The following is a 15,890-nucleotide window of genomic DNA, read 5'->3' as shown; positions in this document are numbered from 1 at the left end:
GTTAAACTTACATAACACCCGGGTATTGTATCATCAGCCTTTACCTGCCTGCCAGATAAAGAAAGTATTTAAAAGAATATATACAAACAAAACAAGTATAGCTATCCGGTTATCAAATCTTACGGCCTTTTCAACCTTGTTCTTTTTTATCAGTTTCAGCGAATAGGCATTTGCTGCTATAATTGCCATAATAAAAAACAGTGTAATACCATGCAGAGTATCAACCAATGTAAAAGAAGACGATTCAGGCAGAGAAGAATCAATAATATATTTATTACCAATTACTGCAAACAATGAACCAACACTTAATCCAAAACGGGAATCCATACTGTCTGCATGAATATAGAAACAGATAAAGGCAATAAGAAAAGCAATGTACATACCTAAAAACATTTTCCAGAATAAACCACCGGCATCTCTTGTAATCACCAGTCTTGTACGGTAAGCACTGTACTTAGCCTGTGGTTTTTTAGGCTTTCATCACCAAACCCTGTTTCATATGTTTTAATGTTGCTTGATATAATACAACTGTCAATCGTCCACCCTCTTAATGTGAACCGTTTATCAAAATGCTGACCAACTGTATCTGGAATAAAAATCAGTGAACTTGAATCGAATTGAGAATTTTCAATCGATAGCCTGAGTGTTTGCCTGTCAAAAGGAAAATTCTCAATCCTCCATGAATCTTTCATTACACATTGAAGTTTCATTTGCATCGACACACGTTCACCTGAGCTGTCAATTGTAGAAAAGGATTTGTCAACACTTTTTGCCTGGGGTACTTCAAGATTGTTCACGAAGTCAAAATCCCTGTTTTTGTACTTAAGCCACAACCAGAATGTAATTGTATATTCCTTTTGTTTGAAATCGATATCATGAATACTGGTAATATAAATTCCAACCCTAACGGTATCGGGTGGAGCATCCTGTGCATTGGATTTGAAACTGATACTCAGAAGAAAAACAAGAAACAAAGAAGAAACCAACTGTAAACTTTTCATAGAATTATTTTAACAATGGAAAGATAGAAAAGAGGTAAGGAAAAAACAAAGTATTCTTACCCGATTGAGGCTCTTTTGCTATTTTCACCGCATGCATCTGCACATCCAGACATTATTACAATGCATCAGCCTGGAGGAAAAAGAACAGGCACAGCGTTACAGCTTAGATCAGCAACACACGTTAAAGCAACTGAAAGCCGAAGGACTTGCCCTGCACCCCATCATTGTTACGAGGAAAAACTTTGGCTACGCCGACTATCCGGAAATCAGTTTTAAACTCAGCTTTCCACCCGAAGCAAATATGTTTAAAGATGGTGCAGCCATTGAATGTTTTATTTCTGGTGAAGACCCGGTGAAAGGAATATTGATCAGTTTAGATGGCAAGAATGGTGAGTTCCGTTTGTTTGCTCCCGATTTTCCTGACTGGATTGAAGATAATGGTGTTGGAATTAAACTGGCACCTGATACAAGAACCAGCAGCATCATGAAAAAAGTGTTGAATGAACTGGACAAGAATCAGGCACTGTATAAACTGTTTGAGCAGTTGCATGAAGATGCATCAAAAACTTCTGTATCACCTGTAATTAAAAATGCACAACTCACTTTCATAAATCAAAAGCTGAATGAAAGTCAACAGCAGGCAGTTACTGCAATTACTCAAAATGAACAGATCACTATTGTACATGGCCCGCCCGGCACAGGAAAAACAACCACTTTAATTGAAGCCATTCTTCAATTAATTAAAAACAGTGAGAAAGTGTTGGTATCAGCACCAAGTAATACTGCCGTTGATAATATTTCTAAAGGGCTCATTGAAAAGGGAGTGAAATTATTAAGGGTTGGTAATACAAGTAAAGTTGATGAAACTATTTTTCCTCATACACCTGAAGGAAAGCTATCAAACAGTAAACAGCAGAAAGAAATTAAGCAATTAAAAATAAGAGCAGAAGAATTCCGTAAGATGGCGTTGAAATATAAACGCAGTTATGGCAAGGCTGAACGGGAACAACGGAATCTTCTGTTTAAAGAAGTAAAAAACATCCGAACAGAAATAAAAAAACTGCAGGCTTACAATGAAGAAAAATTATTTGAAGAAGCTGATGTAATTGCAGGTACCCCAATTGGATTGTATGATGCAAGACTGAATCATCTCCTCTTTCAAACCATTGTAATTGACGAAGCCGGGCAATTTATTGAACCATTAGCCTGGTGTATTTTTCCAATGGCAAATAAAATTGTTTTGGCAGGTGATCACTGGCAACTCCCTCCTACTGTATTAAGTAATGAAGCAGCAAGGCTTGGTTTTAACCGATCAATTTTAGAAACAGCTATTGAAAAAGTAAAAGCTGTTTTTCTGCTGAACATACAGTACAGGATGCGGGAGGTAATTGCAGGGTTCAGCAGCAATTATTTTTACAATAGTCTGTTATTAACAGCTGCTCATTTAAAAAACAAAGGAGTTCATCTAACATTTATTGATACAGCTGGCTCAGGTTTTAATGAAGTGCACGGACCTGATGGAAGCAGTTTGCAAAACAAAGGCGAATTGCAGATTATTCAGAAATTAATTGAAACAGAATCGCTTGATCTGTCAACCACTGCAGTCATTTCTCCCTATGCCGGACAGGTAACAGCCGCCAAAGAATTATTCCCAAAACAACTCCGCATCAGCACCATTGACAGTTTCCAGGGACAGGAAAAAGAAACCATTATCGTATCACTTGTACGCAGCAATGATGAAGGGATCATTGGTTTTTTAAATGATTACAGAAGAATGAATGTTGCCATCACCCGTGCAAAAGAACAATTGTTTGTAATTGGCGACAGCGCTACTCTGGGTGGAGATAATTTTTATAATTCTTTTTTAACTTACATTGAAAAGGCAGGTATGTACAGGACAGTTTGGGAATTTGAGCTGTAAAAGAATCATCTGTTACAATCTGCATGATTTCACTCATTCCATAAATTGACAACACTCATCTCAACGTATCAAATAAAACATCAATTTTACAGTTGAGTTACTGAAACAGCTTCATCCTTTAAATACAAAATCATTGAACTGTTTCCTGATTAAATAAACAAAAAAATATGACTACTATTCTCGACACGAAATTGATGCACCCAAGAGACCAGATTACATTAGTAATTGCAAGGATATACGGCATGGGTTTAACAACCACCAGCGGTGGTAACATTTCTGTAATTGATGATGATAAAAATATCTGGATCACACCTTCCGGTATTGATAAGGGTTCATTAAAACCAGATGATATTATTTGTGTAAAAGCTGATGGTACAATTATTGGGAAACATAAGCCTTCTTCTGAGTTTCCGTTTCACCGGTCCACTTATAATATCCGCCCCGATATTAAAGCAGTAGTTCATGCTCACCCGCCTGCATTGGTATCCTTCAGTATTGTACGGGATATACCCAATACCAATATCATTTACCAGGCAAAAAAAGTTTGCGGTGAAATTGGTTATGCTCCGTATGCTTTGCCGGGCAGTGAACAGTTGGGTGAAAAGATAGCTGCCGAATTTGCCAAAGGATTTTCTGCTGTTATTATGGAAAATCATGGAACTGTTGTTGGCGGATCCGATTTATCAGATGCCTTCCAGCGTTTTGAAACACTGGAATTTTGTGCAAGAACACAGATCTATGGAAGCCAGATCGGCAAGCCACGCTTTTTAACAGAAGCTATGATTGCTGAACACAACACACATATGCGTCTTGAATTTCCGGAGATGAAAGAAGTTTTTTACCCAAGCCTGGAAAGAGAAAAGAGACTGGAAATTTGCCAGATTGTTAATAGGGCCTGTCAGCATGGATTAATGAAAAGTTCATACGGAACAGTTTCTGCAAGGTGGCAGGGAAATGATTTTTTAATTACTCCAAACGGTGTTCCAAGATGGGATTTAAAAGCAGAAGATATTGTTCAGATAAAAGATGGCAAACGGGAACCGGGAAAACATCCAAGCCTTACAGCTTTTCTGCACCAGCAGATTTATGCACTTCACCCTGAAGTAAATGCAATCATCCTTGCTCAGTCACCGTATCTCATAGCTTTTGCTGTTACAGGTGTTGAAATTAATGTAAGAACCATTCCTGAAAGCTGGATCTTTTGAAAGACATGCCGCAGTTAAAATTCGGTGCACAGGATAATGGATCGAATGAAGTTGCAAAATGTATTTCAAGAGAAAAGCCTGCGGTCTTAATTCAAAATGAATGTGTGGTAGTTGTAGGTGATAAACTGTTGCAGACTTTTGATTATTTAGAAGTGGCAGAATTCAGCGCCAAATCAATTGTGATGGCATCTTCATTGGGACAAATGGTGCCTATTAACGACGAACAAACAGAAGAATTGAGGATAGCCTTCTTAAAATAATGGAACACTTGTCAGATTGTTCCCGGGTTTAAATTGAATATGATAAAAATGGTTTCCTCCCGGAAACCATTTTCTATTTTAATGTATTTCTGCCCACTCCTTCAAAACTGATCTTAACCGGTTTGATGAATCCTTTTTCATCAAAATACATTCTGTCAATACAGGTTGCCCTGTGATTGTGGTGTGTTTCTCCCAATGGTCTTCTGTGATAAACAATATACCAGCTGTTATCTTTCGGATTATGTATTACGGAATGATGCCCGGCTCCTGTTGCAACTGCAGAATCCTGCTGCAGAATTTTATCAATGCGCTGAAAAGGCCCGAAAGGTGAATCAGCAATTGCATAGGCAACTGAATAATTGGGCCCACCCCAGCCTCCTTCACTCCACATAAAATAATACTTATTTTTACGGATAAACATGATGGGGCCTTCCACATAATTATCAGGAGTAATTTCTTTAAACACTGTTCCATCTTCAAACGGAATAAAACCGGTGAAATCATCTTTCAGTCTTGCAATATTGCAATGCTTCCATCCCCCATAGATGATATAATATTTCCCGTCTTTATCTTTAAATACAAACTGATCAATTGGCTGTGCTCCATTGTGAAATTTATCAATCAATGGTTTGCCCAGGTAATCACGGAATGGGCCTTCAGGTTTATCTGAAACTGCTACACCAATTCCACCATACTCATTGTTGTTTTGAATATCATTGGCAGCAAAAAACAAAAAATACTTTCTATCCTTTTTGATGATTGCCGGTGCCCATACTGCACGCTTTGCCCATTTGATGGAAGACGTATCAACAATGCGGCTGTGTTTTTTCCAATGAACAAGATCAGTTGAAGAAAATGCATCAAAGAAAACCTGTTCTTCATACGCAGCAGAATACGTTGGATAGATCCAGTATTGTTTCCCAAACACTGCCGCTTCAGGATCGGCATACCAGCCTTTTACAATTGGGTTACCTGATGTTGCAGGTTTCATTTGTTGTGCAGGTAAAATTTTTACAGCAGTAAGCAACAGAATAACGCTAATTATTTTTTTCATGGTTCATTATTATCTAAAATACCGGTTCCACACAACTGTTTTACCTGTTTTTGCAGAAAGCTTTGCAGCCTCCAGTATCTTCATCACAATTTCATTGTTCATTGGCGATGAAAGATCATAATTGTCAACCTTTATTTTTCCATTAATCACATTGGCAAAATATACAAAAGGATCATTCCTGTCTTCTGGTAATTTACCTGCTACTAAAGTTTGCGTTTCTTTCTTTTCATTTTCTTTCCAAAGCATGTTCGTACCATCTTTACAAAACACAAAACCGGTTTTTCCATATACTTCCATGTCTTTACGGCTGTAGGGCCAGTTCCATGATGCCTGTATAATAACCTGTGCTTTTTTATACGTTAATAGGATAGTTGCTTCATCTTCCACTTTTGGATAAAGACCAGGTTTCATCTGCTGTGTAATGGCTGTTACTGTTTCAGGGGTTTCGCCTTTCATCATCTAGGTGCTGATGTTGGCTCCATAACATCCAAAATCAGTTAATGCTCCTCCTCCATTTAAAACAGGGTCAGTCAGCCATTCAAGAAATTCAGGATTGCAGCCAATTTCAATTGGCCCGGGATGACCGGTATGAAAAACAATCTTCACAATATCGCCGATCTGCTGTTTTTCATGCACGATCTCATATGCCCGGGCATTACTTCCATACCAGCTTGTTTCATAATTGGTGAGTAAATGAATCTTGTACTTCGTAGCAAGTGAAAGCATTTTTTCTGCATGATTCATGTTTACAGCCAGTGGCTTTTCCACCATTACATGAATACCACGTGGAGCACAATACTCCACCACTTTTAAATGATCATAAATGGTATTAAAAGCAAGTACAGCATCTGGCTTTGTTTTTTCAATCATCTCTTCCATTGAACTGAACACCAACCCCATGCTGTACCCATGCTGTTTTGAATACGCTTCAGCTAATTTCCGGTTGGGTTCAGCAATCCCCACAATTTCTACATCTCCCCTGTTTTCCCGGCCAAGTATCCAGTGTACATGGGTATGTACCAACCCAATTACTCCAATCCGTAAAGGTTTTTGCCGAACAGAATTGTTTTTAGCAGTGAGATGAAAAGCAATACCCTGTACCAGGAGTATCATGATAATTAATCTTGGCAGCATGGAAAAGGTTTTAACAAAAGTAGATAAAGCGATGGTTAATCCTGATACAAATCATCAGCAGTTCGATTCAGCATCATTGTTTATTGCTGATACCATAGTTTATATTTAAATGGAATAAAACTTACCACCCTTTCCATAAATAATTACACAGCGTTAAAAGATATTTCAATTACTCCTTCACTTAATTCTTAGTGTATGAAAATTAGATTTATAGCCGTTTCTCTTTTATTCATTGCAATAAGCAGCACCCAAACATCAGCCCAGATACTCAACCCTAAAAAAGTGCTTGAAAGAAAAGCCATTAATAAAACCAACCAGATCATTAATAAAAAAGCCGACCAGGTGGTTGACAGTGTTTTCGACAATAAGAAAGATCCTAAGGCAACTGTAAAAAAAGACACAATAGTCAATCCTTCACAGGGTGAGCAGGCTTCGCTGCAGGCATATTCAAAATTTGATTTTGTACCCGGAGAAAAAGTAATCTATTTCGATGATTTCAGCCAGGATGCAGTGGGTGATTTTCCTGCCCTATGGACTGCAAATGCTGCCGGTGAAATAAACACATTGAATATTGCCCCGGGAAAATGGTTTAACCTGAACAGTACAGATGGAAATTATTTCTATTTAAAAAGCATTGAGTTCCCCAAAAACTTTATCATTGAATTTGATATTGTTCCTAAAAAAACCGGAGGCCGTATTGCCGCAGGTCTCATACTGTATGGAGAAAGTACACCTAAGGAAATGGATAACAGTCCTCATCCCGGGAACGGCGGTCTGTTTATATCCATCGAAAAAGCAAACTGGAACACGATGGGATACAAAGCAGGGGCAGTTGAACAACTCAGAGGGTCGTCTGTATTAAATCCAGTTGAACAGGAAAAAGTGAATCATGTCATTATCTGGGTACAGAACCGGAGAGTCCGGATTTATCACAAAGCAGCAAAAGTGCTTGACATGCCAACGAATATTTATGATGGAACCAAGTTTAACCGCCTTTGCTTCCGGCTATCAAGAGGAGCTTCTTGTGGATCATATATTTCCAACTTCAGAATTACCGATGCATCACCTGATATGCGCAGCAAACTCATTACTGAAGGAAAACTTGTGAGCTACGGAATTTATTTTGATGTGAATAAGGATGTGGTAAAACCTGAATCATATGGCACACTCAAAAATATTGCGGATGTGCTTACTGAAAATCCGGATGTTAAAATTAAAATCATTGGGCATACTGATGCCGACGGAGCAGACGCAGCCAACCTTGATCTTTCAAAACGCAGGGCCGCTTCTGTGAAAAATGAACTGGTGAAGATTTTTGGTATTGATGCAGCCCGCATTGAAACAGACGGTAAAGGTGAAGTACAACCCGTGGCACCAAATGATACCCCATCCAACAAGGCACTCAACCGAAGGGTGGAATTTATAAAACAGTAAACAAAAAGATCATGAAACCACTGCAACTCCTGATTGCTGTTTCCGGTATATTTCTTTTAACCGCAGCACTAACTTTCAATAAAACAGAAAGCAGCAGTTTAAACACTCAAACAGATCTTGCATTGATGCAGATTCAATACATCACTGCCAACAGTGCCAGCTGTGAGTATGTCATCAGTGGAACTGACATAGCCTCACACGGTGTTTGTGCTAATGAAAATGGCAGCCCGAATATCAATTCAAAATACAAAGCCACGGGTATGCAGCAATCCACTTCAGGTGCAAAAAAAATTTACAAAGCTTCCCTTAAGGGATTGACACAAAAGACAAAATATTTTGTCAGGGTCTATATCAAAAAACAGACGGCACCGTCATTTACAGTGGAGAAAAAAGCTTCACCACTTTACCTGCAAAATAAAACAAGATGAAACGGTTTCTTAAACTGCCGGCACCTGATAAAAAAATACTGGCATACAATAAAACTTATTGGCTGTTTTTATTCCTCCTCCTGTTTTATTGCACTTCTGCATCTGCCCAAAAGAAATTTAAACCGGCGCCTGATGCACCGGGCAAATGGAATTACACCTATCTGAACGAAGCAAGAGGAGGTTACAGAAGCGATGCCAATTATGTACTGTCTGCTACTGAATTAGCAACATTCAAAAAGAAAATAAACCAGGTGGTGGAAACCCTGAAAAAAAATCCTGTAACTACCAATCCCGTTGGTTATGAGCCTACGGTAACCGCCGGTATTTTTGCCAATATGTATCGCTACAAATATAACCCGGCTAACATCGCCGGGAGAATTCCACAGTCTGAAATCGTTATCCGCTTTTGCATCCTGCACCAGGAAATAGCTACGGGAAAGCTCACCAAAGATTGTATAGAAGTGCAACATTGTGATGTATGGCTCAATTGTATGGACAGAACTATGAGCAGTAGTGGATATCATTCCTATGAAACTTTAGGAGCTCCCAAACCCATTGATGAAGCTTTTGGCAAAATGAATGAAGTATTTCAGGCGCCGGAACCATTTCAAACACTCGCTGAAGGAGTAGTTCTTTATACGAATGGCGTGATAGTGGTTGCCCGAAAAGACCGGCCTTACTGGATACCCGTAACTGCCGGTGAATATTTTGATCTGCAGATCCGTTACTGGACATTAAAATCAGTTGAAGATGGAAATTCATATTTCCTGGATATGCTGAAGCAGGAAAAAGAAAGCTTTTCGGAAGCTAATTTAAAACTACCTGCCTACAACGGAGAAAACCCGGCTTCCTTAATTACAGTGAGCCCCAACAACAGGCCTTACATGCGTTTCAACCCCAATTACTTTGATAAAAAAATACCCCGCACCGCCCTGCAGCTTCTTACTATTAAAATAAACGACGATCTCTTAATTAACAACTTCAATCCAAAACAATACCTCGCAGGTGAACACTATATGGACATCCTGCGTTACTTCGAATTTTCAAAAGCTATTGATGCTGTTGAAATGAAGGCTTTGTTAGATGTGAAATAAAAAGATTCCGCCTCTTCAGTGAATACAATTTGAAGCAGGGGTATTTGGTTAACTTTTCTACAGTGAGAACAATAGCATTTGTTTCATTACATTTATTAAATGGAACAAGCTTATATCATCGCCCGACTTAAAGAAATTACAGTGCCTGAATTACTGAATGCACTTGCTGAAGCAAATGCCGGTAAAAGAGTGGATATTTATGAACATCTGGATCCGGGTTTAATTGACAAAATAACCGATACACTTTATGAATTTATTGATGCAGTAAAGCTGATAAAAAACTAATCAACCAATCTTCAAACCTTAACATCAAAAAAATACATTCCATGACTGATCGTATAAACATTCTTAAAACCGAAATCCTTTCCGACAACTGGTATGTGCTGAAAAAAATCACTTATGAGTATACAAAAAAAGATGGCAGCACCCAGGTACAGAACAGGGAAGCATACGATCGTGGAAATGGAGCAACCATTTTGCTATATAATAAAGAACAGCAAACTGTTATTCTCACACGGCAGTTCAGGTTACCTACTTTCATTAATGGGAATGAATCGGGAATGCTGATTGAAGCATGTGCTGGTTTGTTAGACAAAGATAACCCGGAAGATTGCATCCGCAGGGAAACCGAAGAAGAAACCGGTTACAAAATCACTGATGTACGTAAAGTATTTGAAGCCTATATGTCGCCGGGATCTGTAACAGAAATCCTTTATTTCTTTGTTGCTGAATATCATCATTCAATGAAGGTTCATGAAGGTGGCGGTATTGAACATGAACAGGAAAATATTGAAGTGCTGGAACTGCCTGTTGCGAAAGCAATGGAAATGATCAGCACAGGTGAAATTAAGGATGGCAAAACAATCATGCTGCTGCAATATATTAAGCTGCATAACCTCTTATAATAAGCAGAAGCAAAAAAGGATGATTACTATCAGACCCATACAAAGATTCAAAATCAATATTTAGAATTACTTTTAACTGCAGTAAACTTACAATTCTCCTCTGCACATCATTAACTAAAAAAGTATACAATGAAAAAGTCAGCATTGCTCCTCATGACAGTTTTTACCGTTTTTTCTTTTACTGCCTTTGCGCAGGACACTTCAAAGCATAAAGAAAAAATGAAAATGAAGATGGAACAGTCAAAATACAGCTGTCCCATGCATGCTGATGTTACAAGTGACAAGCCGGACAAATGTTCCAAATGCGGAATGGATTTAAAGAAGAAAGAAATGAAAGCCTATTCCTGCCCCATGCATGCTGATGTTGTAAGTGATCAACCCGGCAAATGTTCTAAATGTGGAATGGACCTGAAGAAAAAAGAAGTAAAAACTTATATATGCCCCATGCATGCTGATGTTACCAGTGATAAGCCCGGCAGCTGTTCCAAATGCGTGATGGATTTAAAAGAAAAGAAAAAGGACTAAACTCAACTGTATATTAAAAATCCCGGAGCCATTTAACTGGCCCGGGATTTTTTGTTCCCCCTAAAGCTGACCAGAATCAGCTATCTGCCGGTTTTTTACATTTCCGATAACAGCTCAATGTTTTACTTTTGTGCTGAACATGAAAAAGCTGCTGGTATCGATATTAGTGTTACTGTATGGATTATCCTCTTCGGGGATGTCTGTGTATGTGCATTATTGCTGCGGCAAAATTGATAAAGTAGATTTTTCTGCTGATGGAAAAATGAGTTGCCCTGCAGGTGACGATCCCCAAAAAAAGGCTGTTGCGACAGCAAAGAATTCAGTCTTAAAATAAAAGACACCTATACCAACAGCGCATTACAGTTTTCGTTTAAGCAACTGCAACCGGAAATGGTTCTTGCTCCCGTTTACATTAAAGCTCCGGTTCTCTTTAGCGGCAGCAGGCTTTTCTGCAGCAACAGTTCCCCACCAATTCTTCCCTGCCCTGATCTTACCGTTTTATACAGTGTATTCCGCATTTGATTGACAGATTGATTTTTTTGTTAACAGGAGTTCCTGTTGACAGATGAATATTCAATTGTATCAATCAAACCATTTTTTATGAAATCATTTATTTATTCAGCGCTTGCAATGATGTTTCTGTTCTTTTTACAGCAACCACTCATTGCTCAACAAGTAAACAGCACTAAAGACACTACGATAATATTTAAAGTATCAGGTGCCTGTGAAATGTGCAAAGATCGCATTGAAAATGCGGCAAAGGGAAAAGGTGTTATTAACGGCACATGGGATGTTAACAGTAAACTTTATACACTGGAATATAACCCGGCACTCACATCTCCCGAAAAAATTAAAAACAGAATTGTATCTGTTGGTCATGATATAGAAAATAAAAAAGCAAATGATAATACTTACAAAGCTTTGCCCGCATGTTGCCATTACCGTGAAATGCAGGAGGTAATTCACCAGGAGAAAAAAGATTCAGCAGCAATACAGTATGCAGACAGTTCTCACATAAATCAGCCCGCTGCAATTGAAGTACATATTATAAGAGGCGTTGTGCTCGAAGAAAATTCAAAAGGAGATTTAAGTCCTTTACCCGGAGCAACGGTGCAGTGGCTTCAATCGGCAATTGGCGGAGTAACCGACAGTTCAGGAGTTTTTTCAATTAAACACGATGGCAGCAGCAGGTTAATCATCAGTTATACAGGTTATAAAGCTGATACTGTTTCCATCACTGATATGAAAGAACTGGTAATAGTACTGGCGAAAGGAAAACAACTTGGTGAAGTGGTTGTTACTGCTAAACAGCGTTCGATGTACATCGCAGCATTGAGCCCTGTGCGTACACAGATCATGACCGAAAAAGAATTATTCAAAGCTGCCTGTTGCAATCTCAGTGAAAGTTTTGAAACAAATCCTTCTGTTGATGTTTCGTATAACGATGCAGTAACAGGATCGAAACAAATTCAACTGCTTGGATTAAGCGGTAACTATACACAATTAACTATTGAAAATTTACCCGGCCCGAGAGGGATAGCAACACCACTGGGTTTAAATTTTATTGCCGGACCATGGATTGAAAGTATTCAGCTCACCAAAGGAATCGGTTCTGTTGCCAATGGATTTGAAAGCATTGCCGGGCAGATTAATATTGAATTAAAAAACCGGAAAAAGCAGAGAAGCTCTACTTTAACCTGTATGAAAACAATATGGGTAAAACAGATCTGAACCTGAATCTTTCACAAAAGCTTGGAAAGAAATGGAGCACTACCCTGTTACTGCACAATGATTTTTTATACAATAAAGAAGTTGATTTCAACGAAGATGGTTTCCGTGATATGCCAACCGGTGCATTATGGAGTGGTGTTAACCGCTGGAAATATGAAGATGGCAAAGCATGGATCATCCAGTTTGGAGTAAAGGCTTTGATTGATAAAAGAACCGGAGGTGAAACTGCATTTGATCCGGGCAAAGATAAATTTACCACCAATCATTATGGCCTGGGCATTAATACCAGCCGGTATGAAGCATTTGCAAAAACAGGTTATGTATTTCCTGAAAAAAAATATAAAAGTATCGGTTTACAGTTAGCAGCATTTAATCACAAACAGGATTCCTATTTTGGCTTAACAAAGTATAATGCACAGCAGCAAAACTTTTACAGCAATTTAATTTATCAATCTATTATTGGAACTACCGCTCACAAATTCAGAACAGGTTTGAGTTTTATGTTTGATAAATACAATGAAGATTTCAATACTGCCAATTACAAACGTACTGAAGCAGTGCCGGGTGCATTTTTTGAATATACCTACGACTATCTTACCAAGCTGAGTATTGTTGCAGGTTTACGTGCAGACGATAACAGCTTATACGGTTGGTTTGTAACTCCACGTTTGCATCTGCGTTATGAACCCGTAAAAGGAACAACGATCAGGATCAGTGCAGGACGTGGTCAACGCACTGCAAATATTTTTGCTGAGAACACAGGTGTGTTGGTGAGTTCACGGCAGTTGCAGATTATTCCTTCAACTGCAGGTAAAGCCTATGGATTGAATCCGGAAGTGGCATGGAACAAAGGCATCAGCGTTGATCAGCAGTTTAAACTGTTTGGCAGAACTGCTTCTTTAGCTCTGGATTTTTTCAGGAATGATTTTCAGCAGCAGTTAGTTGCTGATCTTGAAACTGCGGGACAAATAAAATTCTACAACCTAACCGGTAAATCTTATTCAAACAGTTTCCAGGCTGAATTGAATACACAACCAATCCGCAACCTTGAAGTACGTATAGCTTACCGTTTATTCGATGTGAAAACAACTTATGGTAATACACTTCTGCAAAAACCTTTTACTGCAAAGAACAGGGCATTTGTCAATCTTGGATATGAAGTAAAAGGATGGAAGTTTGATTATACTGTTAACTATAACAGTCAAAAAAGAATTCCATCAACAGCTGCCAACCCGCCGCCCTATCAACGCAGTACGACATCGCCTGATTATGTATTGATGAATGCACAGGTAAGCAAAGCAGTTGGGAAAAAACATCCGGTTGAATTTTACCTGGGTGGTGAAAACCTCACGAACTTCTTTCAGAAAGATGCCATCATTGCCGCAGAAGATCCGTTTGGATCACACTTTGATGCATCACTGGTTTGGGGACCAATTGCAGGCAGACAGTTTTATGGAGGACTTCGTTTTAAATTGAAATAAAATGATGATGGAACAGGTGTGAATAATAACGATATTTGAACAACGGTTTCATCAACGAATTATATATACATGCATAAGAAAAAAGTACTCTGCTTTGGCGAATTATTGTTCCGCATTTCACCTGCATCCAATGAAGATATGGTAGATAAGAATCCGATGCAGTTATACATAGGTGGCGCAGAAGCCAATGTTGCTACTGCACTTGCCGGCTGGAATGTACCGGTAAAATATTTTACAGTACTGCCCGATAATTTTATGAGCAGGCATGTAATTGATTATTTAGAGTACAAAGGAATTTATACATCTTCTATTTTGTTTTCGGGCAACAGAGTTGGCGTGTATTATCTTGAACGTGGTGCAGATCTGAAAGGTAAGATGGTGTATGACCGTGACCATTCCTCTTTTTCAGAATTAAAAAGAGGAATGGTTGATTGGGACAAAGTGCTGAGAGATGTAGAGTGGTTCAACTTAACAGCTATCAGCCCGGCATTGAATGAAAATGTTGCTGATGTTTGTCTCGAAGCACTGGAAGCAGCTTCACAGAAAAACATCATGATTTCTATGGATCTGAATTATCGTGCACGACTATGGAAATATGGGAAAAATCCTGTTGACATTATGCCAAAGCTGGCTGCTCATTGCGATGTTCTGATGGGCAATATCTGGAGTGCAAACAGCTCGCTGGGTACAAAAATTGATGACCACATTCATGAAAAGAAAAGCAAGCAGTCTTATCTCGATCATGCAGAAGTAACATCAAAAGAACTGATGCAGATGTTTCCCAAATGCAAAGTAGCCGCCAATACATTTCGGTTTGACGGAGATAATAATCACATCAACTATTATACGGCTTTATTCATGAACGGAAAGCTATACCACTCTCCCGAATTCTCCTGCCAGGGAGTAATGGACAGAAGCGGCAGTGGCGACTGTTTCATGGGCGGGGCTGATCTATGGCCTCTATCATCAGCAGGAACCGCAGGAAATACTGGATTATGCAACAGCCGCTGCTTTTGGTAAACTCCAGGAAAAAGGTGATGCTACCGGCCAGGATATCTTTACTGTAAAAAAACTGAAACAGGAAGCAGAAGATTAACTGATTATTCCAGTCTTTAAAATTGATTTATCTTAACCGCAAATTCATGCAACATGAAATTTGCGGTTTCTTTTTTGCTTTACTTTTTTATTTGCACTCATGCCGTTGCACAAAACAGGCTTATTACAGCCGGTATGAAGATCACTAAATCTGCAAGTTTCAAAAAAAGTAATTACGCTTTTACTACTGGCAAAGAAAAATATGTGATATTGATTGAAGGAAATAATATCGTTATTGATTTCAATAATGCAACACTGAAAGGAAGCAATCAAACAACCAGGCCGGATGAATTTTCCGGCATTGCAATCCTGGTACAGAACAGCAAACATGTAACCATTAAGAACCTGAAAGCAAAAGGCTATAAAGTAGCATTACTTGCAAAGAATGTACAATCGCTTACACTGGAAAATTGCGACCTCAGTTATAATTACCGTCAGCATTTAAACAGCACGCAGGAAAAAGAAGACATCTCCGACTGGATGAGTTATCACCAGAATGAAAAGATGAATGGCTACGCTATGGTGCAGCTATCTATTTATCGGGTTGCGATTCTGCCATCATCAAAAACTGTAAAGTAACCGGCGGACAGAATGGATTGATGATGACGAACTCAAACAACGG

The 15,890-nt window shown here is 38.8% G+C and carries 11 protein-coding genes and 4 pseudogenes; 11 read left to right on the top strand and 4 right to left on the bottom strand.

Annotation, left to right across the window (positions count from 1 at the left end; genetic code table 11):
• Window positions 1-33 precede the first annotated feature (33 nt).
• Together IPK31_14910 and IPK31_14905 are read right to left on the bottom strand one after the other, a co-directional pair.
• Window positions 34-429: a hypothetical protein gene (locus IPK31_14910; protein ID MBK8089121.1), complete on the bottom strand. Its 396-nt coding sequence runs from the start codon at window positions 427-429 to the stop codon at window positions 34-36.
• On the bottom strand, window positions 426-1,001 hold the full coding sequence (locus IPK31_14905) for a hypothetical protein (protein MBK8089120.1): 576 nt from the start codon (window positions 999-1,001) through the stop codon (window positions 426-428). Before IPK31_14905 ends, IPK31_14910 begins: the two co-directional genes overlap by 4 nt.
• Window positions 1,002-1,092: 91 nt before the next feature.
• Here IPK31_14905 and IPK31_14900 point away from each other — a divergent pair, with 91 nt between their 5' ends.
• Window positions 1,093-2,922 carry an AAA family ATPase gene (locus IPK31_14900; protein ID MBK8089119.1) on the top strand — a complete coding sequence of 610 codons (1,830 nt, stop codon included), beginning with the start codon at window positions 1,093-1,095 and terminating at the stop codon, window positions 2,920-2,922.
• 167 nt (window positions 2,923-3,089) lie between these two features.
• Window positions 3,090-4,387 (top strand): annotated as a pseudogene (locus tag IPK31_14895) (class II aldolase/adducin family protein).
• A gap of 73 nt (window positions 4,388-4,460) precedes the next feature.
• On the opposite strand, the gene IPK31_14890 reads toward IPK31_14895, so the two are convergent.
• Window positions 4,461-5,441 (bottom strand): family 43 glycosylhydrolase, encoded by a 981-nt coding sequence (locus IPK31_14890; protein ID MBK8089118.1) that lies wholly within the window; start codon window positions 5,439-5,441, stop codon window positions 4,461-4,463.
• Between the two features lie 9 nt (window positions 5,442-5,450).
• Window positions 5,451-6,575, bottom strand: a pseudogene (locus IPK31_14885) (Gfo/Idh/MocA family oxidoreductase).
• A 195-nt stretch (window positions 6,576-6,770) separates the two neighbouring features.
• Here IPK31_14885 and IPK31_14880 point away from each other — a divergent pair.
• The 9 genes and pseudogenes from IPK31_14880 to IPK31_14840 all read left to right on the top strand — a co-directional run bounded on the left by IPK31_14880 (window position 6,771) and on the right by IPK31_14840 (window position 15,847).
• Entirely contained in the window at window positions 6,771-8,009 is a 1,239-nt protein-coding gene (locus IPK31_14880) for an OmpA family protein (protein ID MBK8089117.1), read from the top strand.
• An 11-nt stretch (window positions 8,010-8,020) separates the two neighbouring features.
• A complete protein-coding gene (locus IPK31_14875) occupies window positions 8,021-8,437 on the top strand; it encodes a hypothetical protein (GenBank protein MBK8089116.1) in 417 nt (138 codons plus the stop codon).
• Window positions 8,434-9,531: a hypothetical protein gene (locus IPK31_14870; GenBank protein MBK8089115.1), complete on the top strand. Its 1,098-nt coding sequence runs from the start codon at window positions 8,434-8,436 to the stop codon at window positions 9,529-9,531. Before IPK31_14875 ends, IPK31_14870 begins: the two co-directional genes overlap by 4 nt.
• A 99-nt stretch (window positions 9,532-9,630) precedes the next feature.
• Window positions 9,631-9,816, top strand: a complete 186-nt coding sequence (locus IPK31_14865) for a hypothetical protein (protein ID MBK8089114.1) — start codon at window positions 9,631-9,633, stop codon at window positions 9,814-9,816.
• A 41-nt stretch (window positions 9,817-9,857) separates the two neighbouring features.
• Entirely contained in the window at window positions 9,858-10,436 is a 579-nt protein-coding gene (nudK, locus tag IPK31_14860) for a GDP-mannose pyrophosphatase NudK (GenBank protein MBK8089113.1), read from the top strand.
• A 129-nt stretch (window positions 10,437-10,565) separates the two neighbouring features.
• Complete coding sequence (locus tag IPK31_14855; GenBank protein ID MBK8089112.1) at window positions 10,566-10,961, top strand: hypothetical protein; 396 nt, start codon at window positions 10,566-10,568, stop codon at window positions 10,959-10,961.
• Window positions 10,962-11,591: 630 nt separating this feature from the next.
• Window positions 11,592-14,173, top strand: a pseudogene (locus IPK31_14850) (TonB-dependent receptor).
• 69 nt (window positions 14,174-14,242) lie between these two features.
• Window positions 14,243-15,269 (top strand): annotated as a pseudogene (locus tag IPK31_14845) (sugar kinase).
• Window positions 15,270-15,322: 53 nt separating this feature from the next.
• On the top strand, window positions 15,323-15,847 hold the full coding sequence (locus IPK31_14840; GenBank protein MBK8089111.1) for a hypothetical protein: 525 nt from the start codon (window positions 15,323-15,325) through the stop codon (window positions 15,845-15,847).
• The last annotated feature ends 43 nt before the right edge of the window (window positions 15,848-15,890 follow it).

The sequence above is a fragment of the Chitinophagaceae bacterium genome (assembly GCA_016713085.1).
In the GTDB taxonomy this organism is placed as follows: Bacteria; Bacteroidota; Bacteroidia; order Chitinophagales; family Chitinophagaceae; genus Lacibacter.
This window is presented reverse-complemented; position numbering and strand designations above follow the sequence as displayed.

Coding starts and splice junctions, on each gene's coding strand:
- IPK31_14905 (MBK8089120.1), bottom strand. CDS start 1,001: ATGAAAAGTTTACAGTTGGTTTCTTCTTTGTTTCTTGTTTTTCTTCTG.
- IPK31_14880 (MBK8089117.1), top strand. CDS start 6,771: ATGAAAATTAGATTTATAGCCGTTTCTCTTTTATTCATTGCAATAAGC.
- nudK (MBK8089113.1), top strand. CDS start 9,858: ATGACTGATCGTATAAACATTCTTAAAACCGAAATCCTTTCCGACAAC.
- IPK31_14840 (MBK8089111.1), top strand. CDS start 15,323: ATGAAATTTGCGGTTTCTTTTTTGCTTTACTTTTTTATTTGCACTCAT.
- IPK31_14890 (MBK8089118.1), bottom strand. CDS start 5,441: ATGAAAAAAATAATTAGCGTTATTCTGTTGCTTACTGCTGTAAAAATT.
- IPK31_14870 (MBK8089115.1), top strand. CDS start 8,434: ATGAAACGGTTTCTTAAACTGCCGGCACCTGATAAAAAAATACTGGCA.
- IPK31_14865 (MBK8089114.1), top strand. CDS start 9,631: ATGGAACAAGCTTATATCATCGCCCGACTTAAAGAAATTACAGTGCCT.
- IPK31_14855 (MBK8089112.1), top strand. CDS start 10,566: ATGAAAAAGTCAGCATTGCTCCTCATGACAGTTTTTACCGTTTTTTCT.
- IPK31_14900 (MBK8089119.1), top strand. CDS start 1,093: ATGCATCTGCACATCCAGACATTATTACAATGCATCAGCCTGGAGGAA.
- IPK31_14875 (MBK8089116.1), top strand. CDS start 8,021: ATGAAACCACTGCAACTCCTGATTGCTGTTTCCGGTATATTTCTTTTA.